Origin of the sequence: Albirhodobacter sp. R86504, assembly GCF_042466415.1 — a bacterium.
Lineage (GTDB): Bacteria > Pseudomonadota > Alphaproteobacteria > Rhodobacterales > Rhodobacteraceae > Albirhodobacter.
On the sequence record NZ_JAXHCH010000002.1, the window covers coordinates 2,668,692 to 2,693,917 of the forward strand.

General features: G+C 59.7%; 27 protein-coding genes. 8 read left to right on the forward strand and 19 right to left on the reverse strand.

The annotated features are described in order from the left end of the window. Nucleotides 1-4: 4 nt before the first annotated feature. Nucleotides 5-1,159: an efflux RND transporter periplasmic adaptor subunit gene (locus SJY32_RS14885; protein ID WP_376877082.1), complete on the reverse strand. Its 1,155-nt coding sequence runs from the start codon at nucleotides 1,157-1,159 to the stop codon at nucleotides 5-7. Nucleotides 1,160-1,574: 415 nt separating this feature from the next. Here SJY32_RS14885 and SJY32_RS14890 point away from each other — a divergent pair, with 415 nt between their 5' ends. From SJY32_RS14890 to SJY32_RS14910, 5 genes are read left to right on the forward strand one after another with little or no spacing between them, the layout of a single operon-like run. Further along, on the forward strand, nucleotides 1,575-2,408 hold the full coding sequence (locus SJY32_RS14890) for a UDP-2,3-diacylglucosamine diphosphatase (RefSeq protein WP_376877085.1): 834 nt from the start codon (nucleotides 1,575-1,577) through the stop codon (nucleotides 2,406-2,408). Nucleotides 2,409-2,410: 2 nt separating this feature from the next. Further along, complete coding sequence (locus tag SJY32_RS14895; protein ID WP_376877088.1) at nucleotides 2,411-3,607, forward strand: ceramide glucosyltransferase; 1,197 nt, start codon at nucleotides 2,411-2,413, stop codon at nucleotides 3,605-3,607. Continuing rightward, on the forward strand, nucleotides 3,600-4,199 hold the full coding sequence (locus SJY32_RS14900; protein WP_376877091.1) for a DedA family protein: 600 nt from the start codon (nucleotides 3,600-3,602) through the stop codon (nucleotides 4,197-4,199). Before SJY32_RS14895 ends, SJY32_RS14900 begins: the two co-directional genes overlap by 8 nt. Then, a complete protein-coding gene (locus SJY32_RS14905) occupies nucleotides 4,187-4,900 on the forward strand; it encodes a glycosyltransferase family 2 protein (RefSeq protein ID WP_376877094.1) in 714 nt (237 codons plus the stop codon). Before SJY32_RS14900 ends, SJY32_RS14905 begins: the two co-directional genes overlap by 13 nt. 60 nt (nucleotides 4,901-4,960) lie before the next feature. After that, on the forward strand, nucleotides 4,961-5,368 hold the full coding sequence (locus SJY32_RS14910; protein WP_376877097.1) for a DUF2177 family protein: 408 nt from the start codon (nucleotides 4,961-4,963) through the stop codon (nucleotides 5,366-5,368). A 73-nt stretch (nucleotides 5,369-5,441) separates the two neighbouring features. On the opposite strand, the gene SJY32_RS14915 is transcribed toward SJY32_RS14910, so the two are convergent. The 7 genes from SJY32_RS14915 to SJY32_RS14945 form a co-directional block, all read right to left on the reverse strand. After that, a complete protein-coding gene (locus SJY32_RS14915) occupies nucleotides 5,442-5,984 on the reverse strand; it encodes a glutathione peroxidase (protein ID WP_376877100.1) in 543 nt (180 codons plus the stop codon). 53 nt (nucleotides 5,985-6,037) lie between these two features. Further along, a complete protein-coding gene (locus SJY32_RS14920; protein ID WP_376877103.1) occupies nucleotides 6,038-6,769 on the reverse strand; it encodes an SDR family NAD(P)-dependent oxidoreductase in 732 nt (243 codons plus the stop codon). Further along, on the reverse strand, nucleotides 6,762-7,934 hold the full coding sequence (locus SJY32_RS14925) for a class I SAM-dependent methyltransferase (RefSeq protein WP_376877106.1): 1,173 nt from the start codon (nucleotides 7,932-7,934) through the stop codon (nucleotides 6,762-6,764). The genes SJY32_RS14920 and SJY32_RS14925 overlap by 8 nt, the downstream gene beginning before the upstream one ends. After that, nucleotides 7,912-8,709 (reverse strand): DUF1365 domain-containing protein, encoded by a 798-nt coding sequence (locus tag SJY32_RS14930; RefSeq protein WP_376877109.1) that lies wholly within the window; start codon nucleotides 8,707-8,709, stop codon nucleotides 7,912-7,914. Before SJY32_RS14930 ends, SJY32_RS14925 begins: the two co-directional genes overlap by 23 nt. Then, nucleotides 8,700-9,953: an NAD(P)/FAD-dependent oxidoreductase gene (locus SJY32_RS14935; protein WP_376877112.1), complete on the reverse strand. Its 1,254-nt coding sequence runs from the start codon at nucleotides 9,951-9,953 to the stop codon at nucleotides 8,700-8,702. The genes SJY32_RS14930 and SJY32_RS14935 overlap by 10 nt, the downstream gene beginning before the upstream one ends. A 99-nt stretch (nucleotides 9,954-10,052) precedes the next feature. After that, complete coding sequence (locus SJY32_RS14940; protein WP_376877115.1) at nucleotides 10,053-10,706, reverse strand: anti-sigma factor domain-containing protein; 654 nt, start codon at nucleotides 10,704-10,706, stop codon at nucleotides 10,053-10,055. Then, nucleotides 10,703-11,248 carry a sigma-70 family RNA polymerase sigma factor gene (locus SJY32_RS14945; RefSeq protein WP_376877118.1) on the reverse strand — a complete coding sequence of 182 codons (546 nt, stop codon included), beginning with the start codon at nucleotides 11,246-11,248 and terminating at the stop codon, nucleotides 10,703-10,705. Before SJY32_RS14945 ends, SJY32_RS14940 begins: the two co-directional genes overlap by 4 nt. Nucleotides 11,249-11,423: 175 nt before the next feature. On the opposite strand from SJY32_RS14945, the gene SJY32_RS14950 reads away from it, so the two are divergent. Next, nucleotides 11,424-13,574 carry an esterase-like activity of phytase family protein gene (locus SJY32_RS14950; protein WP_376877121.1) on the forward strand — a complete coding sequence of 717 codons (2,151 nt, stop codon included), beginning with the start codon at nucleotides 11,424-11,426 and terminating at the stop codon, nucleotides 13,572-13,574. Nucleotides 13,575-13,669: 95 nt separating this feature from the next. Here the strand turns inward: SJY32_RS14950 and SJY32_RS14955 are convergent, their stop codons facing one another. From SJY32_RS14955 to SJY32_RS14995, 9 genes are all read right to left on the reverse strand, one after another. After that, nucleotides 13,670-14,479 carry a division plane positioning ATPase MipZ gene (locus SJY32_RS14955; protein WP_376877786.1) on the reverse strand — a complete coding sequence of 270 codons (810 nt, stop codon included), beginning with the start codon at nucleotides 14,477-14,479 and terminating at the stop codon, nucleotides 13,670-13,672. Between the two features lie 232 nt (nucleotides 14,480-14,711). After that, entirely contained in the window at nucleotides 14,712-14,933 is a 222-nt protein-coding gene (gene rpmE / locus SJY32_RS14960) for a 50S ribosomal protein L31 (RefSeq protein ID WP_376877124.1), read from the reverse strand. Between the two features lie 11 nt (nucleotides 14,934-14,944). Continuing rightward, on the reverse strand, nucleotides 14,945-15,316 hold the full coding sequence (gene rplS, locus SJY32_RS14965; RefSeq protein ID WP_376877127.1) for a 50S ribosomal protein L19: 372 nt from the start codon (nucleotides 15,314-15,316) through the stop codon (nucleotides 14,945-14,947). Nucleotides 15,317-15,365: 49 nt separating this feature from the next. Next, nucleotides 15,366-16,232 carry a tRNA (guanosine(37)-N1)-methyltransferase TrmD gene (trmD, locus tag SJY32_RS14970; protein WP_376877789.1) on the reverse strand — a complete coding sequence of 289 codons (867 nt, stop codon included), beginning with the start codon at nucleotides 16,230-16,232 and terminating at the stop codon, nucleotides 15,366-15,368. A 59-nt stretch (nucleotides 16,233-16,291) separates the two neighbouring features. After that, nucleotides 16,292-16,792, reverse strand: a complete 501-nt coding sequence (rimM, locus tag SJY32_RS14975) for a ribosome maturation factor RimM (protein WP_376877130.1) — start codon at nucleotides 16,790-16,792, stop codon at nucleotides 16,292-16,294. Between the two features lie 120 nt (nucleotides 16,793-16,912). Continuing rightward, nucleotides 16,913-17,266, reverse strand: coding sequence for a 30S ribosomal protein S16 (gene rpsP / locus SJY32_RS14980; RefSeq protein ID WP_376877133.1), 354 nt, complete (start codon nucleotides 17,264-17,266; stop codon nucleotides 16,913-16,915). A gap of 59 nt (nucleotides 17,267-17,325) precedes the next feature. After that, nucleotides 17,326-17,622, reverse strand: coding sequence for a chorismate mutase (locus SJY32_RS14985; protein ID WP_376877136.1), 297 nt, complete (start codon nucleotides 17,620-17,622; stop codon nucleotides 17,326-17,328). A gap of 6 nt (nucleotides 17,623-17,628) precedes the next feature. After that, complete coding sequence (gene ffh / locus SJY32_RS14990) at nucleotides 17,629-19,134, reverse strand: signal recognition particle protein (protein WP_376877139.1); 1,506 nt, start codon at nucleotides 19,132-19,134, stop codon at nucleotides 17,629-17,631. 251 nt (nucleotides 19,135-19,385) lie between these two features. Next, complete coding sequence (locus tag SJY32_RS14995) at nucleotides 19,386-19,958, reverse strand: FMN-dependent NADH-azoreductase (protein ID WP_376877142.1); 573 nt, start codon at nucleotides 19,956-19,958, stop codon at nucleotides 19,386-19,388. Between the two features lie 107 nt (nucleotides 19,959-20,065). Here SJY32_RS14995 and SJY32_RS15000 point away from each other — a divergent pair, with 107 nt between their 5' ends. Continuing rightward, nucleotides 20,066-20,962, forward strand: a complete 897-nt coding sequence (locus SJY32_RS15000; protein ID WP_376877145.1) for a LysR family transcriptional regulator — start codon at nucleotides 20,066-20,068, stop codon at nucleotides 20,960-20,962. Between the two features lie 13 nt (nucleotides 20,963-20,975). Here the strand turns inward: SJY32_RS15000 and SJY32_RS15005 are convergent, their stop codons facing one another. Then, nucleotides 20,976-22,925, reverse strand: coding sequence for a methylmalonyl-CoA mutase family protein (locus SJY32_RS15005; RefSeq protein WP_376877148.1), 1,950 nt, complete (start codon nucleotides 22,923-22,925; stop codon nucleotides 20,976-20,978). Between the two features lie 273 nt (nucleotides 22,926-23,198). Here SJY32_RS15005 and ccrA point away from each other — a divergent pair, with 273 nt between their 5' ends. Then, entirely contained in the window at nucleotides 23,199-24,494 is a 1,296-nt protein-coding gene (ccrA, locus tag SJY32_RS15010) for a crotonyl-CoA carboxylase/reductase (protein ID WP_376877151.1), read from the forward strand. 144 nt (nucleotides 24,495-24,638) lie between these two features. Here ccrA and SJY32_RS15015 read toward each other — a convergent pair whose 3' ends face one another. Continuing rightward, complete coding sequence (locus tag SJY32_RS15015) at nucleotides 24,639-25,217, reverse strand: membrane integrity-associated transporter subunit PqiC (RefSeq protein ID WP_376877154.1); 579 nt, start codon at nucleotides 25,215-25,217, stop codon at nucleotides 24,639-24,641. Between the last annotated feature and the right edge of the window lie 9 nt (nucleotides 25,218-25,226).

The window sequence follows — 25,226 nt, forward strand, 5'->3', positions numbered from 1 at the left end:
GACCTCAATTCGCCGCCGGCGCGTCAGCCGCGGTGTCTTCGGTTTGTGTCGCTGCGGAGGCCGATTGCGGGTCTGGCGAGACGCTATTGTCGATCAAGACTGTTGCGCCGGAATAAAGTTTATTCTGCCCGGCGTTGACAACTTTATCGCCCGCCTCAACGCCTTTCACGATTTCGACCAATGGGCCCGAACGGCGCCCCAAGGTCACGAACACCTGCTGCGCCTTGAGGATTGCTTCACCCTCTTCATCCTTATCTTCGCGGACAATGTAGACGGAATCACCGTAAAGCGATGATGCCACAACCGTTTGCGGCAGGGCAATCACGCCTTCCTCTGCGGGCAAAACAACGCGCACGCGCAGGAATTGGCCCGGCGTCAATCCACCCGGATTTTCGACCGATGCACGGATGGTGACGAGGCGCGAATTGGCATCAATCTTTGGCTCGATACCGATGATTTTGCCTTCTGCGGACACATCGCCAACCTCGCTCGTCACGACCACGGCCTGACCCGCCGAGACGAGGGGCGCTTGTTGTTCCGTCAACGAGAAATCAACGCGCATTGTCGTGGTATCTTGCAACGTCGCATAGGGCGTTCCTGCTGTCACGAACTGGCCAAGCTCAACCTGTGGAATGCCGATTGTGCCGCTGAACGGTGCGGTGAGGCGCTTGGTTTCCATCGCAGCTTCCAGCTTGGCAACGGTGGCTTCCGCGGCCGTTGCGGAGGCTTGCGCGGTTTGCAAGGTGTTCGCGGAAGACACTCCGCGTTTCTGCAATGCTTCTGCGCGCTCAAGTTCGGTTTGCGCAAGCGCGAGGCTGGCTTGCGCGGATTCCAGATCAGCGCGTTCCGAACGGTCGTCGATCTGGAGCAAAAGCGCGCCTTTCTCGACCCTGTCATTCGCGGAGAACGGCACTTCGCGAACAACGCCCGCCGCTTCCGTCGAGAGGTCGACCCCTTGCCCCGCCAGAGCGGAGCCGATTGTTTCAATGCCCGGCTCCCATTTGATCGGCGCGGCGGTCGAGGTCGAGACCGTCACGACGGGTGGTTTCATCGATGCGAAAAAGCCCGCGATCATCTTGTCGCGGAACAGGTTGAATCCGATGAGGCCACCGGCGACCACAATGAGGGCGATGATAGCGATGATAAAGCGTTTGGTCATTGCGGTCCCTTGAGCCCCGTTTGGGGGCAGCTTTTGGAGAGGAGGCCAGGCAGGCTGACAGGTGTGTGCAAAAGGTAGATCTAGCACTCTTGTGTCAAGGAATTTAAGGAGAATGTGCCTCGCAAAGCCTGACAGGGTGTTGTGCGCCTGCGCACAAATAAGCCTTGCTCATGACTGGTCTTTCCGCATTTTTGACCAGAACGCCATCCCGCGCCGGCGCGCTGCGGGTGTGTTGCGCGGCCTGCCTTGATGCATCGCTCACGATGTAGCCTCGTGGCGCAAGATTGATCCCAGATGTTGCGACATCGGGCGATTAGGCGCGTCATGAAACTGCAACCTATCCGTCACGCAATCGACGCCTGCGCCTGTCAAGGAAAAGCGACCCGTAGCAAACGAGGCCGTAGGGGGCGGAGCAATGGCACGCGACTTCAGACAAGGAAACGGTAGTGAGTCCGGCATCGGGCCGCAGGGCAGGCTACGCGCCCGTCACCGGACATTGTTTTTATCGGACTTTCACCTCGGTGCGCGCGGCTGTGCGGCGACAGAAATCCTGACATTTCTCTCCGAAAACCACGCCGATACGATCTATCTCGTTGGCGATATTCTCGACCTGTGGCACCCGCTCATGGCGCATTGGTCGCCAACCCATGATGCCATTTTGGCGGATCTACTCGCACGCGCCCAATCGGGAGTGCGCATCGTCTATCTGCCCGGCAACCACGATCACGCGGTTCGCAAACATTACGGCCACCATCTGGGATGTATCGAGGTGGCCGAGCAAGCGCTCCATGAGGCCGCGGACGGGCGGCGGTATCTTGTGCTGCATGGCGATGTGGCGGATGGCCGTATTCTGCGCAGCCACATCATGACACGTCTGGGAAGCCGGATCGATGCCGCCTTGCGATTGATCGATGCACGACTGTCTGATCGGTGCGAAGGCCCGACGCTGATTGCACGGTTTCTCGCGCGATATAATGCCTTTTTGCAATTCGGGGATCGCTACCGCGCCAAGCTTTTGCGCCGCGCCCAAGATGCAGGCGCGGATGGTGTGATTTGTGGTCACAGTCACATCGCCGCGCTCGAAACATGCGATGGCCGCGTTTACGCCAACTGCGGAGACTGGGTCGATAGTTTGACAGCCGTTTCCGAACGCGCGGACGGTGGTCTGCAACTCCTTGCATTGCAACGCGAAACCGCGCGGGTGTCTGTCGTGAGCGGCCTCTACGACGCTTTGCCGGAAAGGGCATGAGTATGAACGTTTTGATCTGGGGTGCGACGGCGGTTCTCGCGCTTGGTTTGGTGCTGCATCTGGGAACGATGGGGCTGGTGATCTGGCGCGCGCGCTCACGAACATCGGCGCAGACGCATCGGCCGCAAAGTGCACCGTTCATTTGTTTGATGCGTCCCGTCTGCGGGTTGGACCCGTTCGACGCCGAGACATTGGCCTCTTCTTTCACCATCGATTACCCGAATTATGAAGTGATTTTTTGCGCGGCAGACCCAGCGGATCCGGTGATCAAACTGGTCGAGCGCTTGATCGCCTCCTTCCCGCATGTCCGTGCGCGCTTGTTGATCGGAGAGGATGCGATCACGGGAAACCCCAAGCTGAACAACCTTCAAAAAGGGTGGATCAATACGGATGCCCCGTGGGTGGCGATGGCGGATAGCAATCTGGTTCTGCCGCGCAGCTATCTCTACGATCTCATCGGCACGTGGAATGATGGCGTAGGCTTAGTCTCCTCGCCGCCTTTGGGGGACCGCGCCGAGGGCGTGTGGGCAGGCGTCGAATGCGCGTTTCTCAACACCAATCAGGCGCGCTGGCAATTGGCCGCAGACGCGCTCGGCTTCGGGTTCGCGCAAGGAAAGACCCTATTTTGGCAACGCAAGACCCTCGAGGACATCGGGGGCTTGCGCGCACTTGGTCGCAAACTGGCCGAGGACGTCACCGCGACGAAGGTCGTTCGTGAGGGCGGCAAACGGGTTTGCTTGGTTGACACGCCTTACGTGCAGCCTATCGGCCGCCGATCATTCCGCAGTGTTTGGGATCGTCAGTTGCGCTGGGCGCGGGTGCGGCGTGACGGGTTCCGCTGGATCTTCGCGTTGGAACTCCTTAACGGGCCGGTGTTGGGCCTGATCGCAGCTTCTTTTTTGGGGGCGCAGATGGGCGCAGCAGCGCCGGCGGCGCTGGTGTTCGCGGTGATCTGGTACGGCGCAGAGATCGGCTTTGCGGGTTTGATGGGTTGGCGTGTGAGCACGGCGGCGGGCGATGGCCTCACCTATCTCTTGCGCGACGCGATGATGCCTTTGATCTGGTGCCTCACATGGCTTCGGCCCGGGTTTGTCTGGCGTGGCACGGCGATGGCGCCCGTTACGGCGCCGCGCTTTGGTGCTGAGCAACCATTGGCCGCAGGGGCGCGCGTTCTTCAGTCCGAGGCGAGCAGTGCTTGACGCGTCGGCGGTGATCGGGCTGCTCAAGGGGCACGGGCTAAGCTTACTCGCCCCGCTGGCGGTCATTGAGGGGCCGATTGTCACGGTTCTGGCAGGCAGTCTCGCCTCCGCGATGGAGATCAGCCTGTGGACTATAGCTTTTGTGGTCATCGTTGGCGACCTCATTGGGGATGCATTGTTTTACGCCTTGGGCCGCGCAGGTCCAAAAATTGTTCCGTCCTGCCTCCCACGTCGCTGGCGCGATCGGATCAGCGCGGCGCGGCTCGCGGGCCTCGCGCATCACTTTGAGGCCCGCGGCGGGCGCACCTTGGTCCTCGCAAAGATGACGCATAGTTTGGGGGTGATCGCGTTGCTCGCGGCGGGGGCTGCGCGGATGAATCTGTGGTCATTCTTGGGATGGAATCTACTCGCAACGCTGCCAAAAAGTGCCGCTTTGCTTGGGTTGGGGTATTGGCTGGGCCAGATGTCGGCGCGAATAACCCACACGCAGATTGAACTTTGGCTCGCGCGCGGCGTTTGGTTTGGGGCGGGGATCGGTGGCGCGATTGTCGCGGTATGGGTTTGGAAACGGAGATCCAGATGGGCGATTTAACCTCGGACCAATCGGCTTGCACCCAAGTGCGCAAGGTCAGCTGCGTGATCCCGGCGTTCAACGAGGCGGCGCGAATCGCGGCGGTATTGCAAGCGGCCGTCACGCATCCCTTGATTTCGGAAGTCATCGTCGTTGACGACGGCTCGGGCGATGCGACTGCGCAGATCGCGCAGAGTCTCGGCGCGCACGTCATCTGCCAGCCGCGCAATGGGGGCAAGGCGCGGGCGTTGGCCGCCGGTATCGGCGCGGCGCGCGGAGAGCTTTTGTTGATGTTGGACGCTGATCTCCAAGGGCTTGATGCGGATGCGATCACGCGACTGCTCGAGCCTGTTCTGGCCGCCCGCGCGGATGTCTCTATCAGCCTGCGCGGGAACGCACCGCGCCCGTGGCGGGCATTGGGGCTCGATTACATCTCGGGGGAGCGTGTCTTGCCGCGCGACTGGGTTTCGGGGCGGTTGCACGAGCTTGACGCGATGGCGCGATTTGGCTGTGAGGTTTGGCTCAATAAGATTTGGATAGAGAACGCGGCGCGCGTCGGGGTCGTTCGTTGGGACGGGGTGCGCAGCCCGCTCAAGGCCGAAAAATCGGGGTGGGTGGCAGGGATCAGAGCCGATTTCGGGATGATCCGTGATATTTTCCAAACCGTTTCACCGATGATGACTTTACAGCAGATTGTCCGGATGCGCGGCTTGCGGCACTGAATGCGCGTGACAGATCGATCTCGCGCCCTAGACTTGTGAAAAGACAGATAGGAGCGCGCTATGACCCTGATTATTCTCTACCTCGTCACGACGTTCATCTTCCTCGCCATCGACGCGGTGGGGATCAGCTTTTTCATCAAGCCGCTCTTTGATCGGCACATTGCGGATCTCTACCCTGAACAGATGCGCGTTGGCCCCGCGGCGGCGTTTTATCTTGCCTATGTCGCGGGGGTGTTATGGTTCGTGAGCTGGCCCGCATTGCGTGACGGAGATTTGCTGCGCGTGTTCATGAATGGCGCTCTTTTGGGGCTCATGTGCTACGGGACGTATGAGTTTACGAACTATGCCACGCTGAAAGCTTGGTCGCCTGCGCAAGTTGTCGCGGATACGTTGTGGGGCGGCCTGCTGACGGGGTTCTCGGCATGGGCGGGTGTTGTGGTGACACGGATGGTGACGACGCAGGCATGAGTTGTTTGAGACGGGCGCGGGATTTGGCGCGCGTCTCAAACCGACCCGCGACGTTAGAAGGCCCCCCGCGACGTTAGAAGGCAGCGTCGATATCACGGCGCAAAGCCTGCGCATCGGGCGCCGTGACTGAGGAGTACGTCTCTACCACCTCGCCATTTGCATCGATCAGGACTTTATAAAAATTCCATTTCGGCACGAACCCTTCACTGGCCTTAAGCCACTGATAGAACGGGTGAACGTCGCCTTTTGCAACCGATACGATATCGGTCATCGGCAAGGTCACGCCGTATTCCAAACTGCAATACTCTTTGACTGTGGCCGCATCCTCCAGCTCCTGATTGAAGTCGTTTGAAGGCACTGCCAGAACGATCAGCCCCTTGGGGCCAAGCTCCTCGTGTAGGGCCTGCATGTCTTCCAACTGTCCCGCAAAGCCGCAAAGCGATGCCGTATTAACGACGAGCACGGGATGCCCGCGCCAGTCCTTCGTCGCGATCTCGCCGCCGTCAATTGAGGGGAAAGTTACATCGGGAACAGGCTCCGCGTGGGCGGATACAACCATGGCGCCCCAAAGGGCGACTGCGGTTGCAATGCTGCGGTGCGGAGCTGAAATGGACATGATGTTGCCTTTCCGAATGTCGTCAGGTGGCACTTTGATGTGCGGGGTGGGGATCAAACAATGCGTTTGGTCAGCGCCAAAGAGATACGGTAGGGAAGAAGCCGGAGTAGCTTGAGAGCAAGCGTCAGTCGGCGTGGAAAATGCACTTCGAACCCTGAGCCATCCAGGCCGCGAACGATCGCCGTGGCGGCGGCGTCCGGCGTGATCACGGCGGGCATGTCAAAATCATTTTTGGCCGTCATCGGCGTGCTGACAAACCCGGGCGATATCAGCCGGATATCACGATCCTTGCGTTCGGCTCGGAGGCTTTCGGTGAGATTGATGACGGCCGCTTTCGTCGCCGAGTAAATTTGTCCCTTCGGCAAACCGATGTACCCCGCCACCGATCCGCATAGTGCGAGTTGCCCGCCTTCGCGCAGCAAAGAGGGCGCGAGTTGGGCGATATGAAACGTGCCCATCAGATTGACTTGAACAAGCTGCGCCGCTTTTTCGTGGTCAAGCTCTGCAATCGCACCGGGATCATACAGCGCGGCCAAATGGATGATCCGGTCCAGCGGGCCAGATTGTGCGATCTGTGCCGTGGCCTCCTCGATCGTCGCCCGCTCACCGACATCGCAGGCGAGGGCCGTTGCACCGATCTCATCCGCGAGGGCCTGCAAAGGCCCTTGCGAGCGGGCTGACAGGATCAGGCTTGCTCCCCTTTTGGCATAGGCCTTCGCGACGGCGGCGCCGATGCCAGAACTCGCGCCAATGATCCAGATACGTTCTTGCGACAGATCAGACATGGGCAAGCCGGTATTGCATGACATCCGTCCGGCCCGTCTTGAACCCCGCGATGCAAGCCGCGAGATAGAAACGCCACACGCGGATGAACGCTTCGTCAAATCCGAGCGCGCGGACCTCTGTCAGGCGGGCTTCAAAACGGTCAAGCCAGTCTTGCAGCGTGCGCGCGTAATCCATCCCGAACCCGAATCCATCTTCGACGCGCAGGCCTGCTGTCTCGGCGGCGCTTGCGAATTTCGACGGCGCGGGCAGCATCCCGCCCGGGAAGATGAACGATCGGATCATATCTGCGCCGTTGCGATAGCGATCGAAATGCGCCTCGCCCACGGTGATCGTCTGCACCACCGCGCGGCCGTTCGGCGCGAGGTTTTCCTTCACCTTGCCGAAATAGGTCGGCCAGTAGCGCTCGCCGACCGCTTCGAACATTTCAATCGAAACGATATGATCGTAGCGGCCTTTTTCATCACGGTAATCTTGCAAGGCAATATCTGCCCCCCGCCCCAGTCGCGCGCGCGCAAAGTCGGCTTGCTCGGTTGATAGGGTCAGCCCTTTGGGCGCGAAATCACCGCGCGCGAGGGCGCGTTCTGCGAACCCGCCCCAACCACACCCGATTTCCAGCAACCGGCCTGACGAGCCGTTGAGATTGTCAATAATGCGATCATATTTGCGCGTTTGTGCGCGCGCGAGGTCGGTGTCGCCATCCGCATAAATCGCGGAGGAATATGTCATCGTCTCATCAAGCCAGAGCTTGTAAAAGTCATTGCCCAGATCGTAATGCGCGGAGATATTGCGCCGCGAACCTTTGCGGGTGTTGCGGTTCATGAAATAAATCATCCGGATCAGCATGGCCTGCACGGGATGCCCGTGGAGATACCGATCCAGCGTCGCCTCGTTCGCCAGCGCGAGCGTCAACAGCGCCGTCAGATCGGGCGTGTCACACCAGCCGTCTCGGTAAGCTTCCGTCAGGCCGATATCGCCTTTTGCAGCAATGGCGGGAACCATACGCCAGTCGTGGATGATCAGCGCCGCCTCCGGCCCTGCGCTCTTGCCGCCAAAGTGCCGGACTTGGCCGTCGGGCGTGGTCAGGGTCAATGTGCCATGCGTAATGCCGTCCAGCGTGGTGAGGAACCTTGTCTGTAGAGGTTTAGTCAGCGTCTGGGGAAACATGCGTGGAACTTTCTGCTGAGGAGAGATTTGGGGTGATCGGGGCGGGCTTGGAATAGAAACGGTAGCGCTGGGCAAAGAGTTTCAAGGCTTGCCAATGGATCAACGCCATAATGCGCGCAGATTGCAACGGCGCAGTTATGGCGGCGCGCCGGACCGTGCTCGCGGTCAATGGCCGAGTGCGCCCTGTGAGCGATGTTTGCAGCGTGGTTGTGTCATTGCTCCAATCAACCCAAGCGCCAAAGCGCCCTTGGCTTGTGTCAAAGCGAAACTCGTAACGTCCTTCGCGCGGCAGGAAGGGCGAGACATGAAACAGCTTTTCGCCCGAAATGCGACACGATCGGGTGATCGCGCGCATGTCGGGGTGCCGCACGAGATAGATGTGGCGCTCATTAAAGGTGTTGGACACTTCCGCGATAACCGCGATCAGATCCCCATTCGCCGCGCGCGCAAGCCAGAACGACACCGGATTGAACCCGTGCAACGGGCTGCGCGGCAAGGTCACAATCGACAAGTCCAGATCGGAACGGCCGATGATGCGATCCGCAAAGCTCCGCAGGCTTTCGCCTTTCGCTCCATAATCCGCGCGGCGAATTTGCCATAATGCGGCACGGTCTACCGCAATCGGGCCGATCTGCGCGTCAATGTGTTCGGGAACGACCGCGGCATAGGTCGCGTGATAGGTGAACTCGCGCCGCGCGGTCTTGCTTGAGCGCGCGTGCCATATTTTAGCATCAATCAGCGCGCCAGACCACAGATCTGTTGTCGTCACGCCCATGGATCCGCTCCGAGCGGCCAGTCATGCCCCATCGCTTGCGCGACGCGCAGCGCCGAGAGGAGGCCATCTTCGTGAAACCCGTAACGCGTCCATGCGCCCGCAAAATAAAGACGGTCCGCGCCCTGAATTGACGGCAGGAGCGCTTGGGCGGCATGGCTTGCGGCGTCGAATTGCGGATGCGAGAGCCAAGTCTCATCATGGATCGCTTCAGGGTCGCGCTCTGGGTTGAGGGTCACGATCAAAGGCTGCGGCGTTTCAAGCGATTGCAGCAGGTTCATCCAGTATGATAAGCTCACAGGGGCGTCTGACAAAGGATCGCGCGCATCCGTGACGTAATTCCATGCCGACCAAGCGGCCTTTCGTTGCGGCAAGAACCGTTTGTCGGAATGCAGCACGACGCGGTTTGCTTGGGTGCGGAAAGCGCCTAGCACCTCATGTTCTTGCGGGCTCGGTGCGTCGATCAATGCAAGCGCTTGCGGCGCATGGGTCGCGAAAACGACACGGTCGAAAATATGCGCGCCGGAGGCCGACTGCACATGCACCCCGTCGGCGTTCCGAATGACGCGGCTAACCGGATCCGCAAGGCGGATCTGGGCATTGCTATCCTTGATCAAGGCCTCGACGTACCGCCGCGAGCCACCCTCGACGGTAAACCATTGCGGATGGCTCGCCACCGTCAGCAAACCGTGATTGTCGAAGAACTGTACGAAGGGGGCGGCGGGGAAATCCAGCATGCCGCGCGTCGGCGTGGACCAGATCGCACCCGAAATGGGGAGTAGAAACCGATCCCTGAACGCGCGGCCAAGGCCCATATCCTCAACCATCTCACCGAGGGTCAAGTGACTGTCTTTGTAAGCCGTGGCTCCTTTGAAAAACGCCATCGTATCGCGCAGCATACGCCAATGCGAAGGATCAAGCAGGCGGCGCCATTGCGCAAAGAGGGCGGGCAGGGTGCGGGTGCCATACTCGTAGTCGCCTTGGCCGAGCGAGGCGGAGAACGACATATCTGTCGGGATCAACGGAACGCCAAGATGTTCAAGCATCGGGATAAACAGCGGGTAGGTCCGGCGGTTGCAGACGATAAATCCGGTGTCGACTGCTGTACCGAAGGCCTCGGCGGTTCGCGCGTGGCCACCCGCGCGGGCCTCGGATTCGAACACGGTGACATCATGATGACGGCCCAGAATCCAAGCCGCTCCAAGCCCTGAAATTCCGCTTCCGATAATTGCTACACGTTGCCGCATGTCGTCCCCTCGTTAACCGTTACGCAATGAGACGCGTCACGCCGCGAATAAGTTGCAGCGTGACCGTAAATTTTCAAATGTTTCCGCGCGGATAAGGTCTTAAATCCGCACCATCGGCGCGACTGCCAGGACGGGGCCCGTTGCCTGCCCTGTCGGCGAGCCGCCCAGAGGTTCATCCGAGATCGCCATCGTCGCGCCCGCGACCAGATCACGCAGATCGGCCGGGATTGGCATGGCGGCCTGTCCAGTGCGCGGCATAACGCCGAGCGAAATCGGCGCTCGCTCGCCCGCGATCAGCCAAAGCTCCACGTCACGGTCGTTTGGCAATGAGATCCCCGCCATCGACACGCGCATTTCGCCTTTGTCCTCATCATAAAGCGCGGCAAGGCGAAGACCCTCCGGCGTCGCCATATCCGCGACCCAAACCGGGCCCGCATCCGGTGAGCGAAGGAAGCCGACCACCGCCAAAACGGCGAGCGCCCCCCCAAGAGCCGGACCGAACCAGCGCCATACCGACATCGCGGCAGGTTTGAACAACCGTCGCTCGACCCCGCGCCAGACACGGTTGGGCGGCGCCAGCGGCGCGACCTCATCGGACAAGGGATCAAGCGTCGCTTCCCAATATTTCGCCTCGCGCGCGAAATCGGCGTCGCGCATGATCCGCGCGGTCATTGCGGGACGTTCGTCTTTAGGCATCACGCCCAGCACGTATTCGGCGACTTCGGCGCGGTCTTGAGATGTTAAACGGGTCATCGGCTCAGGCACTCCCGCAGGGACAGCAAACTCCGGCGGAGCCAGCTGCGCATGGTATTGAGGGGAACGCTAAAGCGCTCCGCGAGTTCGAGATAGCTTTCGCCCTCTACATAGGCCCGCCGGATGGCGTCGGCTCGGTCAAGGTCAAGCTCGCTCAAGCAACCATCAATGCGGCGCCCGTCAGAGGCTGTCATTGCGGCCTCCTCGGGGGTCGGGCCGGAATTTGCGATTGCTTCGGCGATATCCATCCCGTCGGGCAACGATCCGGGCTTGCGCGCCCGAAGGCGATCAATAGCATGGTTGCGTGCAACCGCATTGAGCCACCCCAAAGGGCTGCCCGCTGTTGCATCGAACCCTGCGGCCCTGTGCCAGACTCGGATGTAAATCTCTTGCAACGCATCCTCCGCATCTCGTTTGTCTTTAAGAATACGAAGGCAGATGGCAAAAAGTTTCGCGCTGGTCTCGGAATAGAGCTGGGCGAAGGCCGCGCGATCGTTCAGCGCGACACGGGCGAGCAGATGGGCAATCGGATGATCGGTCATGAATATCCCTGATATCTTTGCCTCGAAAGTAGCAGGACTGGGTTTCGGAACAAGGAGATAGTTAAGCTCTCTCGAAGCGACAACGGGTTTCATGCAAATGCCGTCTTGCGGTCATGCAGGTGTTACGACGTGGTTCAAAGCTCCCGCGATCACAATTGCCTCGGGAAGGGCCAAGATGTCTCTCAAACTCGCCTGCATGACCTCCATCCTCGGCCTCACCGCCAACGCGGCCATGGCGGAGATGAATTTCAATCGCATCGCAAGCTTCGCGACCTATCATAATAACGCAGAGGCCAGCGCGCCCTCATCGTCAGAGATTATCGCCGCCTCGTCCGATGGCATGACCCTCGCCTATTCCGACAGCCCGCTGGGCGTTGTCGGGTTGATCGACATCACCGACCCTAAAGCGCCCCAAGCGCTGGGCAATATTGATGTCGGCGGTGAGCCGACAGCGGTCTCGATCATCGGGACGACTGCGTTTGTGGGGGTAAATACCTCCGAGAGCTACACGGCGCCGTCGGGGATGCTCAAGGCTTTTGATATCGCCACCAAGTCCGAGATCGCAGCATGTGATCTAGGGGGACAGCCCGATAGCACCGCAGTCGCGAAGGACGGAAGCTTCCTTGCCGTCGCGATCGAAAACGAGCGTGACGAGGAGGCCGGAGATGGCCGTGTCGGGCAAGCACCTGCGGGCTACTTGATGCTCATCGATGTGAAGGACGGCGCCCCCGATTGCACCGCGATGACCAAGGTTGAGATGCTCGGCCTCGCGGAGATTTCTCCCGAAGACCCAGAGCCGGAGTTCGTCGACATCAACGCGCTGGGCGAGATCGTTGTGACCTTGCAAGAGAATAACCACATCGTTGTGGTCAATCGCGACGGCACGATCCAATCCCATTTCTCGGCGGGTCAAGTGGATCTCACCGAGATTGATATGACGGATGAGCGCGGCGCGCTTACCTTCACCCAATCTCAAACGGGTGTCTTGCGCGAACCGGACGGTGTGCAATGGCTCGACGAGACCCATTTCGCCATCGCCAATGAAGGGGATATGGATGGCGGCTCGCGAGGATGGACGATTTTCGACAAGTCCGGTCAGGAAGTGTTCGAGGCGGGCAACAGCTTTGAACATGCCGTGATCGAGACGGGGCACTATCCCGACAAGCGTTCGGACGCCAAAGGGATTGAGCCAGAAGGCATGGAATTCGCCAGCTTCAACGGAACACCTTTTGCGTTCATTCTGGCCGAGCGCGCCTCAGTCGTCGGCGTCTATGACGTGACCGACGTGGCCGCGCCGAGGCTTCACCAGATCCTTCCATCGGGGATCGCGCCGGAGGGTGCAATCGCTATTCCCGAGCGGAATTTGTTTGTCACGGCCAATGAGGCCGATCTTATCGAAGATGGCGGCGTCCGCAGCCATGTTATGATCTATGAGTACCAAGATGCCCTTGCCGCCTATCCGCAGGTGACCTCCAAAGGCGCGGAGACCTTGATCGGATGGGGGGCGATTTCGGGCATGGTCGCGGGCGAAGACGGAATCGTCTATGCCGTTAACGATAGCTTCTACGGGTATCAGCCGACGATATTCACGATCGATACGAATGTCTCTCCCGCAAACATCGTCAACGCGCTTCGGATCACCCGCGCGGGGATGCCGGCGCAGAAGCTGGACCTCGAAGGGATCACGGTTGATGGGGAGGGCGGCTTCTGGCTCGCGTCCGAGGGCAATAGCGCGGTTCTTGTGCCGCATGCGATTTACCACGTGACGGCGGATGGCGAGATCGCGGAAGAGATCGGCCTGCCAGCGGAGCTGCTCGCAGGGGAAAAGCGCTTCGGATTTGAGGGCGTGACCAAGGTCGGTGACACGCTTTGGATGGCGGTTCAGCGTGAATGGGGCGATGATCCGGCGGGGATGGTCAAGCTGGTGTCCTACAACCTTGAAACGGAGGAATGGGGCGCGGTGCACTATCCGCTTGAAACCGCAGATGCGGGGTGGATGGGGCTGTCCGATATCGTGGCGCATCGCGAGATGATGTATATCGTCGAGCGTGACAACCAGATCGGTGACGCTGCAAAGGTTAAAAAGATTTTCCGAGTGGCGCTGAGTGAACTGGTGCCTGCCGCACTGGGTGGTGATTTACCGGTCGTATTAAAGGAAGAAGTGCGCGACTTGATCCCGGATCTAAAAGCCCAAAACGGCTACGTGGTCGACAAGGTCGAGGGTCTGGCGATTGCCGCTGACGGCACGGCATGGGTGAGCACCGACAACGACGGCGTCGATGATAGCTCGGGCGAGACGTTCTTCTGGTCGTTCGGAAAGCTGTAATCGCAAGCACATCCAAAATACAAAAAAGCGGAGGCCACCGGCTTCCGCTTTTTCAGTTTAGGGGGGGGGGGCGATGGACGGGTCGGGTCAGAAGCTTAGAAGTTCACTTCGACATTCGGCAGATCAAGCTCGCGCATAAGGTCGCGCAATTCTTGACGTGCGGCAACGTTCGAGATGTTCAAGCTCTCAACGCCGACATCTTTCAGGTCCAGCAAGGTCAACCCGCGTGGAAACAGTTCGCGGAAGATAACGCGTTCAGAAAACCCAGGTGCCACGCGGAAACCGATGCGCTTGGAGAGCTGCTCCAAAGCCGCCCCGACCTTCTTTTTGTTGTGCATCTGCTGTGCGCCCAGACGATTGCGCAGCACAATCCAATCGATTGGCTTGAGGCCCGCTTTCGCCCGCAGCTGTCGCGCGGCCCAAACCATCTCGGAGTAGATGGACGGGCCAACCACTTTCGACGTTTCAGGATCAATCCGCGCAAGAAGATCGAAGTCGATGAAACTGTCGTTGAGCGGCGTCACGAGCGTATCGGCGAGCGAATGGGCGACCTGGCTCAACCGTGTATGCGAGCCGGGGCAGTCGATGATGATGAAATCGGAAATCGGTTCCAGCTCTGCGACGGCGGTTGAAATCCGCTGGTCGTAAGGGTTTTCTCCGGGCTCGAGCGCGGCCGGATCGGCCTCGGGCAAGATGCGGTAATCGGGCACCGGAAGATCGAGCCCCTCACGAGCCATGAAAGCGAGACGGTTCTCGATATAGCGGCCAAAGCTGCGCTGACGCAGATCAAGATCCAATGCGCCGACACGGTATCCCATCCGTGCAAGTGCCGTGGCCACGTGCATCGAGGTGGTCGATTTTCCCGAGCCACCCTTTTCATTGCCGACAACGATGATATGCGCCACGTTTTTCCCTCGATCAGTTCTGCTGCGATCCGTTTGCATGTGCGCCTCTTTACGGGCGCAGGCGGACTATAGGATGCTCGGGCTACCGAAGGAAGCGCGTGCGCGCAAGAGGGCGCATTTTGGTGGCGTGTTTTTCAAGGCGGGTCGCGTCATCTCGTGCCGTAAGATAACGGCGTGGCAAAAGAAAAGGCCCGCCAAATGGGCGGGCCTCTCATATTTGCGCAAGTGAGACTTAGAAGCCCAGACCTGCGTATTTGTTTTTGAACTTCGACACGCGGCCGCCGGTGTCCATGAGGCGCGATGCGCCACCGTTCCATGCAGGGTGTGCAAGCGGGTCGATTTCGAGCGACATCTGGTCGCCGTCTTTGCCCCAAGTCGAGCGCACCTGATAGGTGGAGCCGTCGGTCATCTTCACAGTGATGAAGTGGTAATCGGGATGGATATCCGCACGCATAGGACCGCTCCTTAGGCTTTGGGTTTGTAGTTGGTGACTTCGGCAATACGTGCCGACTTACCGCGACGTGTGCGCAGGTAGTACAGCTTCGCACGACGGACACGGCCACGACGCACAACTTCGATCGAATCGATGTTGGTCGAGTAGAGCGGGAACACACGTTCCACGCCTTCGCCGAAGGAGATTTTACGCACGGTGATCGACGCCGCGATCGTCGCGCCGCCTTTACGTGCGATGCAAACGCCTTCGTACATCTGGACGCGCGAGCGGGTGCCCTCGGTCACTTTATAGCCGATGCGAACAGTGTCGCCGGCCTTGAAATCCGGAATAGTCTTGCCGAGAGCGGCGATTTGCTCCGCCTCGATCTGCGCGATCAGGTTCATCGCTAAGTCCTTTCAAATGCTCACGGTTTTTCCCGTGAAGTGAAACGCCTCAGAGCTCTCGGTCTTCATTCGGGTCCCTGTTGTGATCTTCACACCAAGCCCGCCAGAGATCAGGTCGTCGTTCTTTTGTTAGCCTTTCGGCCATGCTCCGTCGCCAGTCGGCTATTTTCGCGTGATGTCCGGATTGAAGCGTTTCCGGTATCGCGCGGCCTTCCCAGAGAGCGGGTTTCGTATATTGGGGATGCTCCAGAAGCCCGTGAGAGAAGGATTCCTCCTCCGTGGACGCCTGATTCCCAAGCACGCGGGGTATAAGGCGAACTGTCGCGTCGATCAAGACCTGAGCTGCAATCTCGCCGCCAGTAAGGACAAAATCTCCAATTGAGACCTCCTCCACCCCGAAATGTTCCAACGCGCGCTCGTCCACGCCCTCAAAACGGCCACACAGGATCGTCATCCCTTCGGCGCTGGAGTAGCGCTGCGCCATCGCTTGCGTCAGGGGTTTGCCGCGCGGCGACATGTAAATCACGGGCCAACGCGCGCGATCTTTCGGGGTGCCGATGCGTGCGTGATCAAGCGCCGCGCCAACAACATCCGCGCGCAACACCATCCCCGCACCGCCGCCAGCGGGCGTGTCGTCGACGTTGCGATGCTTGCCGATCCCGAACGGGCGGAGGTCGATCGTTTCAAGCGCCCATAACCCGTCTGAAAGGGCCTTACCAGTGAGCGAGAGGCCCAAAACACCCGGGAATGCATCGGGAAACAACGTCACGATTTTCGCCGTCCAAGTGTCAGCCAGTTTGGGGGCCTCGGCCATCAGATCACGTGGCTTGAGGGAGGCCGATGCCGAAAGCCGGCCATGCGATTTGAGCCCGCCCAAGCGCGGCGTGGCCTGTTCGATGATCTCGCTTGTGGTCATCTTCTGGCTGCCTGAGGAGGGCACGCCGCGCGGCGCGTCTGGCGCGCGCTCGTCACCGCTCATACGAGGTCTTCCGGCGGGTCAACGACGATGCGTCCCGCCGTCAGGTCCACCGTCGGGACCGCCTCGCGGGTGAAGGGCAAAAGCAGCGCCGAGGTGCCGACGATCTCGATGATGTCACCCGCCCCGTGGTTATGCACCGCGCGCACCCGTCCCAAAATCGCGCCGCCCGTATCGACAGCTTCCAGCCCGATTAAATCGGCGTGGTAAAATTCATCATCCGGAAGGCTTGGCAGCTTATCTCGGTCCACCCAAAGCGTGAGCCCTTTGAGGAGATCCGCCTCTTCCTTCGTCGTCACGCCTGTCATGCGCACGCCGATCCCTCCGGCCATCTGGCGGGCGGGCTGGATCGTGAAGCTGCGTGACCCATCCTCGGACCACAGCGGCTGATAATCGAAAATATCCTCGGGAGTGGAGCAAAAGCTCTTGAGGCGCACATCACCTTTCACGCCAAAAGCGCCTGCGATGGCGCCGACGCAGGTCCGGTCCGGTTTGGTCATACTGCGATCCCTTAACACGGCCCGAGCGGAATGCTGTTGCGGGCCAATAGATGTGGCAAAGTCCGGACGCGAACGTCCGGACCTCTTATCATAGCAATGAGGTTACACCTCAAGCGAGGATTATTCCTCAGCCGGTGCAGCCGCTTTTGCAGCTTTCTCAGCAGCGCGTTTGGTCGCTTTCGCGCCTGGAACGGCTTTCTTCATGTTCTTGCGCTCTGCCTTTGGTGCGAGGCCAGCAGCTTCCAAGAAACGTGCAACGCGGTCGGTCGGCTGTGCGCCTTTTGCGATCCAGTACTGAACGCGCTCGACGTCCATTTTCACACGATCTTCGCTGTCTTTTGCGAGGAGTGGGTTATATGTGCCGAGCTTTTCCAAGAAGCGGCCATCGCGTGGCATACGCGAGTCGGTTGCAACGATTGCGTAGTGCGGGCGCTTTTTAGAACCACCACGGGCGAGACGGATTTTCATGGACATTGTAAGTTCTCCTAGTTTGGTCTGAAGCAGGGCAGGGCCCCGCGAATAGTGTCTTCGGGTTATTTCTGGAATTGTTCGTGATGCCGGATGACTTCCGAGATTACGAAATTAAGAAATTTCTTTGCGAAGGTTGGGTCGAGCCCAGCCTCCTGCGCCATACGTTCCAACCGTGCGATTTGGGTCGCTTCACGGTTTGGATCGGACGGGGGCAGATCGTGTTCGGCTTTGAGTTTACCGACAGCCTGAGTTTGCGAAAAACGCTCGGCCAATGTGTAGACGAGAATGGCATCGAGACGGTCGATGCTGTCGCGGTGTTCTTTAAGCAGCGCTGCGGCGCGGGAAGTTGGATCAGCCATGATGCCTCACTTCTTCTTGCCAAAGCCGCCAAGGCCACCAAGCCCTGAGAGCCCGCCCATGCCGCCCAAGCCAGGCAGTTTGCCCATGCCGGACATCTGGCCCAATTGCTTTGCGGCGGCTTCCATTTTCGCGGGGTCCATTTCGCCAGCGGCTGGCAACCCGCCGCCTTTGCCCTGCATCGCGGCCATCGCCTGCTTGAGCATCCCGCCCTTACCCATCTTGCCGATTTTCTTCATCGTATCGGCCATTTGGCGGTGCATTTTCAAAAGACGGTTGAGTTCGGACACTTCCAAACCTGCGCCCGCAGCAATCCGCTTTTTACGGCTCGCTTGCAAAAGCTCCGGACGGGCGCGTTCCTTTTTGGTCATCGACTGAATAAGCGCGATCTGGCGGCGCACAGACTGATCGTTGAAACCGGCTTCTTCGGCCTGCTTGGCCATCTTGCCCATGCCCGGCATCATCCCCATGACACCCTGCATGCCGCCCATCTTTTGCATCTGCTCGAGCTGGGATTTCATGTCGTTCATGTTGAAGAGGCCCTTTTGGAACCGCTTCATCATCCGCTCGGCCTGCTCGGCCTCGAAGGTCTCTTGCGCCTTCTCGACGAGGGCTACGATATCGCCCATGCCAAGGATACGGCCTGCGACGCGCTGCGCTTCGAAGGTCTCGAGCGCATCCATCTTCTCACCGAGGCCGACGAAACGGATCGGCTTGCCGGTAATCGCGCGCATGGATAGCGCCGCGCCGCCGCGCCCGTCACCGTCCATCCGGGTCAGGACAACGCCGGAAATCCCGACTTTGCCGTCGAACTCGGTCGCGACATTTACCGCGTCCTGACCGGTGAGGCCGTCGACCACGAGCAACGTCTCGCGTGGATTTGCAACGTCCCGAACCTGCTGGACTTCGTCCATGAGAACTTCGTCGATATGCAGGCGCCCTGCGGTATCGAGCAGGTAAATATCATAGCCGCCCAAACTCGCCTGTTGCTTGGCGCGCTTGGCAATTTGAACCGCGCTTTCGCCTTTGACGATCGGCAGCGTGTCGACGCCGATCTGGCCACCCAAAATCGCCAATTGCTCCATCGCGGCAGGGCGCTGGGTGTCGAGCGACGCCATCAGCACACGCTTGCCGTCGCGCTCTTTAAAGCGGCGAGCGAGCTTCGCGGTTGTCGTCGTCTTACCCGAGCCTTGCAGGCCGACCATCAAGATCGGCGCGGGCGGATTGTCGACCTTCATCGGGTCTTCGTCGCCGCCAAGAACCGCGATCAGCTCGTCATGCACGATCTTGACGACCTGTTGACCGGGCGTGATGGATTTGGTGACGGCGGCGCCGGTCGCTTTTGCCTCAACGGCTTTGATGAAGCTGCGCGCGACAGGAAGCGACACATCCGCCTCGAGCAACGCAACGCGCACTTCCCGCAGCGCGGCCTGAACGTCAGCTTCCGACAGCGCGCCCTGTTTGGTCAGGCGTTCAAAAACACCGCCAAGGCGTTCTGAAAGGTTCTCGAACATATCGGGCCTCCAGAGGCGAACCGGATCTCCGGCGTTGAATGTGTCAGCAGTGCCGACGCGAAAAGATGGCTGGATGGACCAGCGCAAACGAAATTTGCACCAGTGGGCGCAACGCGCTGACTGGTGGCGATCCCTGCGTCATGCGGGGACCGAAGGCATTAGACCTTCGGGAATCTGGCGTTGTTTACGCAAAAAGCGCCAAGGTGTCAACCAAGGCGCCTTTTATTCTTATGCCAAGCGGTGAGATTGGCTTACGCCGCCAAGCGCGCAATTTGCGCGTCCGCGCGGGCGATGGCTTCTTCTTCACCCTGCGCCACACCTTCGGCCGCGATAAAGGTCACATCCGTCAGGCCGATGAAGGAGAGCACCTGCGTGAGATAGGTTGTCGCCATATCCACAGCAGACCCCAGCGGTACGCCGCCCGACGCATAGGCTATGATGACGCGCTTGGGTGTGATCAAGCCTTTCGGTCCGGTTTCGGAATAGGCGAAGGTCTCGCCCACGCGACAGATCTGATCGATCCAAGCCTTAAGTGGCCCCGTCACGCCGAAATTATAGACAGGCGCACCAATAACAAGCACATCCGCCGCCTTAATTTCCGTGATGAGCGCGTCTGACAGCGCGAGGGTTTCCTTCTGAGCCTCGCTGCGATCGGCTTTGGGCGTGTAAGCGGCGCCGATCCACGCACCGTCAATCAGGGGAATCGTGGTTGCGTCACGCAACGTTACGTCTCCGCCGAGATGAGCGACCACTTTATCGGTAAGCTTGCGCGTTACCGACATTGGGCCTTTAATCGAGCTATCAATTCGAAGAATTTTTGTCATGTCTGGTTCTTTCAGGTGAGTGCAATCGTATTGCGGCCCAAAATCGCTATTGCATAGACAAACACAACGCCCATAATCGCACGAAATTTGTTCACAGGTGCACAGTGATGGGCTTTGAAAATTGGGATGAGATTCGCACGGCGTTTCAAGTTGCGCGGGTGGGGACAGTTTCGGGCGCGGCGGAGGTTTTGGGGGTTCACCATGCAACCGTCATTCGGCACATCGATGCCCTCGAGTTGCGGCTGAGCGCCAAGCTGTTCCAGCGACACCCGCGCGGCTACACGCCAACCGAGGCCGGTCGCTATCTGCTTGCGGTTGGGCAGGCCACAGAAGACCAGTTCGCCCAGCTCTCCGCGCGGATCGCAGGCGCCGGTGAGGAAGTGTCGGGCGATTTGATCGTGACGTCCCTGCCGATGCTATCGGACATCGTGACCCCCGCCATGCAAAATCTCGCGGTGGAACATCCCGGCCTTATCTTGCGCTATATTACCGATTTGCGGGTCTTCCGTTTGGAATACGGTGAGGCGCATGTTGCCATCCGGGCGGGGAACCGTCCGACGGAGCCCGATAACGTCGTGCAGCCGTTCATCGAGCGCCGTGTGGCGATGTATGCATCGGCCGAATATATCGACCGTAACGGGATGCCAAAGAGCGAGGCGGATCTCCAAAATCACCGCTTCGTCGGTGCGGAGAATGTCGAGACGCGCGCGCCGTGGGTCCGATGGTTGTTGGAGAGGGTGTCCGCGGAACGGATTGTGTTTCGGACGAACGAGTTCGAGGCGCAGGTCGCGGCCATTGCAGGGGGCATCGGCCTTGGTTTCCTACCGATGCTCGGCGGATATTCCCGCGAGGGCTTCATTGAGGTGATGGCCCCGAAGCCGGAATGGTCCTTCCCGTTGTGGTTGGTCACCCATGTGGATTTGCACCGCACGCCGAAAGTTCAGGCGGCGCTGACCGTTTTGAAAAACGCCGCCGCGAGCGGAATTGAGGCGCACCGCAGCTAAGGGCGCGCCACGTTCAGTCGTTTGTCGCCAACTCGACGATGTCGAACATGATCCGGTTAAGCTCAAAGTCTTTCGGTGTGTATACGCGTGCGACGCCCATCGCGCGCAGGCGCGCGGCATCATCATCGGGGATGATGCCCCCGACCAAAACCGGAATATGATCCATAGAGGCTGCTTTCATCCGCCCCATCAACTCGTCGATGAGCGGTAAATGCGACCCTGACAGGATCGACAGGCCGACGACATGGGCGTTCTCGTCAATCGCCTTCGTGACGATCTCCTCGGGCGTCAAACGAATGCCGTCATAGGTGATATCCATGCCGCAATCGCGGGCGCGGAAGGCGATCTGCTCCGCGCCGTTGGAATGGCCATCCAAGCCCGGCTTCCCCATCAGGAATTTCAACCGGCGGCCCAGTTTCGCGGAGGCCGCATCGACCGCCTCACGAATTTCGTCCAAGCCCGCGACATTATTCGACACGGATTGCGAGACGCCTGTCGGGCCGCGATACTGGCCATGAACCGCGCGCATGACGCCCGCCCATTCGCCCGTGGTCGCCCCCGCCTTTGCGGCCGCAATCGATGCGGGCATCACATTTTCGCCCGCCTTCGCCGCCGCTTTTAGAGCGGTCAGCGCGGCCTCAACCGCCACCCCGTCGCGGCCTTCGCGCCAATCATTGAGCCGCGCGATCTGATCCGCCTCAACGGCCGGATCGACGACCATGATCCCGCCATCCCCCGCCGTCAAAGGCGACGGCTCGCCTTGCTGCCACCGGTTGACGCCCACCACAACCGTCTCATTGCCCTCAATCCGACCAATCCGCGCGGCGTTACTCTCCACCAAACGCGCCTTCATGTAATCAATCGCCGCAATCGCGCCGCCCATCGCATCTAGCGTCGCCAATTCCGCCCGCGCGCCGTCCTTCAGCTCCTCGACTTTGGCGGTGACATTGGCATTGCCCTCAAACAGATCGCCGAATTCCAGAAGATCGGTCTCGTACGCCATGATCTGCTGCATCCGCAGCGACCATTGTTGATCCCATGGCCGCGGCAGCCCGAGCGCCTCATTCCACGCGGGCAATTGCACGGCGCGGGCGCGGGCATTCTTGGAAAGCGTGACCGCCAGCATCTCGATCAAAATCCGGTAGACGTTATTCTCCGGCTGCTGCTCGGTCAGGCCAAGGCTATTGACCTGCACCCCGTAGCGGAAGCGGCGGTATTTCTCCTCCTCGATGCCGTAACGATCGCGGCAAATCTCGTCCCACAGCTCGGTAAAGGCGCGCATTTTGCACATCTCGGTGACGAACCGGATACCCGCATTCACGAAGAACGAAATCCGCCCGACCATCGCAGGGAAACCCTCCGCCGGCACCTTGCCTTTGAGATCATCCAGCACCGCGATGCCGGTTGCCAAGGCAAAGGCCAGCTCCTGCTCCGGCGTCGCGCCCGCTTCCTGCAAATGGTAGGAGCACACGTTCATCGGGTTCCATTTCGGCAAGTGCTCACGGGTGTAGGCCGCGATATCGGTGATCATCGTCAAAGACGGTTTCGGCGGGCAAATATACGTCCCGCGCGAGAGATATTCCTTCACCAGATCGTTTTGCACCGTGCCTTGCAGCTTCGAGACATCGGCCCCTTGCTCCTCCGCCACGGCGATATACAGCGCGAGCAACCAAGGCGCTGTGGCGTTGATCGTCATCGAGGTATTCATCTGTTCCAACGGAATATCGCGGAACAGCATCCGCATATCGCCCAAATGGCTGATCGGCACGCCGACTTTGCCGACCTCGCCCTTGCTCAGAATATGATCCGAATCATAGCCGGTTTGCGTGGGCAGATCGAAGGCGACGGAGAGGCCGGTTTGCCCCTTCGCCAAGTTGCTCCGGTAAAGCGCGTTCGATTTTTCCGCTGTGGAATGGCCCGCATAGGTGCGAAACAGCCATGGTTTGTCCTTTTGCTGCGTCATCTTGCGCGCCTCCGCTGGTGGTCCGGAAAGTTACAATATTCCGATGATTAATGATTATGCGACATATTGTGTCGCTGTCAATTCGCTGCGATGCGGCGGATCGTTTTTCTGCCAACTTCAATATTTTGTCCATAATTTTCATGTTGTTAAATTCTGTAAGGACACATTATTGCGCAATGTATCAAATTAAAGTTGCTAAATTGCGCTGCGCTGCGATACGCTTTGGGGAACCCGCGGCGATTCTGCGCTGCGGCACAAGCACGGGAGACAGGCATGGCACTCGACACACAGACCGAAATCGCGCCCTACGATGCGCCGCAGAAAGATCTTTACGAGATTGGCGAAATGCCACCTCTCGGTCATGTGCCGAAAAAGATGTATGCGTGGGCGATCCGCCAAGATCGGCACGGCGAACCGGACAAATCCTTCAAAGTTGAGGTCGTTGATACGTGGGAGATCGACAGCTACGAGGTTTTGGTTCTCGTGATGGCGGCGGGCGTGAATTATAACGGTGTGTGGGCTGGTCTCGGTGTGCCGATCTCGCCATTCGACGTCCACAAGCAACCGTTCCATGTCGCGGGATCTGACGCGTCGGGTATCGTTTGGAAGGTGGGCGACAAGGTTAAAAACTGGAAAGTTGGCGACGAGGTTGTGATTCATTGCAATCAGGATGACGGCGACGACGAGGAATGTAACGGCGGCGACCCGATGTTTTCGCCCAGCCAGCGGATCTGGGGCTACGAGACACATGACGGCTCGTTTGCGCAATTCACCCGTGCACAAGCACAGCAATTGATGCGCCGTCCAAAGCATCTGACGTGGGAAGAAAGTGCGTGCTACACCCTGACGCTTGCGACGGCCTACCGGATGTTGTTCGGGCATGAGCCTCATGACCTCAAGCCCGGTCAGAATGTTTTGGTGTGGGGCGCGTCTGGCGGGTTGGGGTCCTTCGCGATCCAGTTGATCAACGCGGCAGGGGCCAATGCAATCGGGGTGATTTCGGAGGAAGACAAGCGCGAGTTCGTCATGGGATTGGGCGCAAAAGGCGTTATCAATCGCAAAGATTTCGATTGCTGGGGGCAATTGCCGACAGTGAACACGCCGGAATATAACGCGTGGCTCAAAGAGGCCCGCCGGTTTGGCAAGGCGATCTGGGACATCACCGGCAAAGGCGTCAGTGTCGATATGGTCTTCGAGCATCCAGGGGAAGCGACATTCCCCGTGTCGTCCCTCGTTTGCAAAAAGGGCGGCATGGTTGTGATCTGCGCGGGCACCACCGGATTCAATTGCACCTTTGACGTCCGGTATATGTGGATGCATCAAAAGCGCCTGCAGGGCTCGCATTTCGCGCATCTCAAGCAAGCGGCGGCGGCGAACCGGATGATGCTGGAGCGCCGGATCGATCCGTGCATGTCGGAAGTTTTCCCTTGGGCGGAGATCCCCGATGCGCATATCAAAATGCTGCGTAACCAACACAAGCCGGGGAATATGGCCGTGCTCGTACAATCGCCACGCACCGGATTGCGGACCTTCGAGGATGCGCTAGCGGCTGGCCCCACCAAGGGGTGAGACGGCCTGCGCGCGCGGGGGCCCCGTGTCACGCAGCTTGAAATCCTGCCCTCGACGGATGGCAGGGATATGGAGGCCTCGCGCAAACATCCTCGCGGCGTGCTCCAAGAAAAACCCCGCGCAGATCATCTGCGCGGGGTCATTTTATTGCAACTGCGCGATTTGCTGGGCCAGTACCTGAAGGGCGGCGGCCTGCGCTTTGGCGATCAGGGCGGGGTCTTGCGGATCTGCCTCCCCTTGGGTGCCAATCGGCACCGAGATATCAAACCGGCGCACAACGTCTGCCCCGCGCCCACCCAGATCAGGCGTCACGAAATACTGGCCTGCCAATCGGAATTGGCCGTCCGCACGGGCGAGGATTTGCTCGACGCGGACCTCCAGGCGGCGGCTTGGGGCCTCTGCCAAGGGCCAAGGCTCGGCGATCACCGTTGCGCCGGAGAGGCCCGAGATTTGCCGCGCAAGGGCGAGGGTGACGGCGCGTGGTTGCGCATCGGCCCAAACTTGATCGGGGTTTGAACGCACGGCGCCATCGGCCGTTTGCCACGACACCTCTTGCCCTGCCGCGTAATCTGGCAAGCTGACCTCGCGCAGCTCGACTGATCCGAGCCGGTTTGGCAAGGTCTTAGCGACGGTTGGCGTTTCAATGAGATAGCGGCCCGTCGCTTCGGGGTTCGAGCAGGCGATCAGTGCCAATGGCAAGATCAGCATCGCAAATCGGGTCATCATTCCTCC